This window comes from Streptomyces sp. AK08-02 (assembly GCF_033795085.1).
GTDB lineage: Bacteria > Actinomycetota > Actinomycetes > Streptomycetales > Streptomycetaceae > Streptomyces > Streptomyces echiniscabiei.
Map to the genome: position 1 here is coordinate 1 of NZ_JARAZV010000051.1, position 937 is coordinate 937.

At 58.6% G+C, this 937-nt stretch carries 1 rRNA gene; it reads left to right on the top strand.

The features are described from left to right. Positions 1–305 precede the first annotated feature (305 nt). Positions 306–937, top strand: a 23S ribosomal RNA gene (locus PV734_RS45695); the annotation flags it as partial.

Here is a 937-nt window from a genome sequence, read left to right on the forward strand (position 1 = left end):
GAGCATCTAGACCGCCAAACCTGGTTTGGTGGTCCAGGGCCATTACGTCGGCATACGTCCGGCGGTGGTTGCTCATGGGTGGAACGTTGATTATTCGGCACCTGAGTCATCTCGGGCTGTGAGTACTGTCCTTCGGGGCGTGGAAAGCTGATCAGAGTGGTGAGGGTGTCGGGCACGCTGTTGGGTGTCTGAGGGCACGGCCGAGAGGCTGCCTTCAGTGCCGACCCCGGTGCAGCACCACGTGGTGGTGTGTGACGGGTGGTTGGTCGTTGTTTGAGAACTGCACAGTGGACGCGAGCATCTGTGGCCAAGTTTTTAAGGGCGCACGGTGGATGCCTTGGCACCAGGAACCGATGAAGGACGTGGGAGGCCACGATAGTCCCCGGGGAGTCGTCAACCAGGCTTTGATCCGGGGGTTTCCGAATGGGGAAACCCGGCAGTCGTCATGGGCTGTCACCCACATCTGAACACATAGGGTGTGTGGAGGGAACGCGGGGAAGTGAAACATCTCAGTACCCGCAGGAAGAGAAAACAACCGTGATTCCGGGAGTAGTGGCGAGCGAAACCGGATGAGGCCAAACCGTATACGTGTGAGACCCGGCAGGGGTTGCGTGTGCGGGGTTGTGGGATCTCTCTTTCACAGTCTGCCGGCTGTGAGGCGAGTCAGAAACCGTTGGTGTAGGCGAAGGACATGCGAAAGGTCCGGCGTAGAGGGTAAGACCCCCGTAGTCGAAACATCAACGGCTCGTTTGAGAGACACCCAAGTAGCACGGGGCCCGAGAAATCCCGTGTGAATCTGGCGGGACCACCCGTTAAGCCTAAATATTCCCTGGTGACCGATAGCGGATAGTACCGTGAGGGAATGGTGAAAAGTACCGCGGGAGCGGAGTGAAATAGTACCTGAAACCGTGTGCCTACAAGCCGTGGGAGCGTCGCT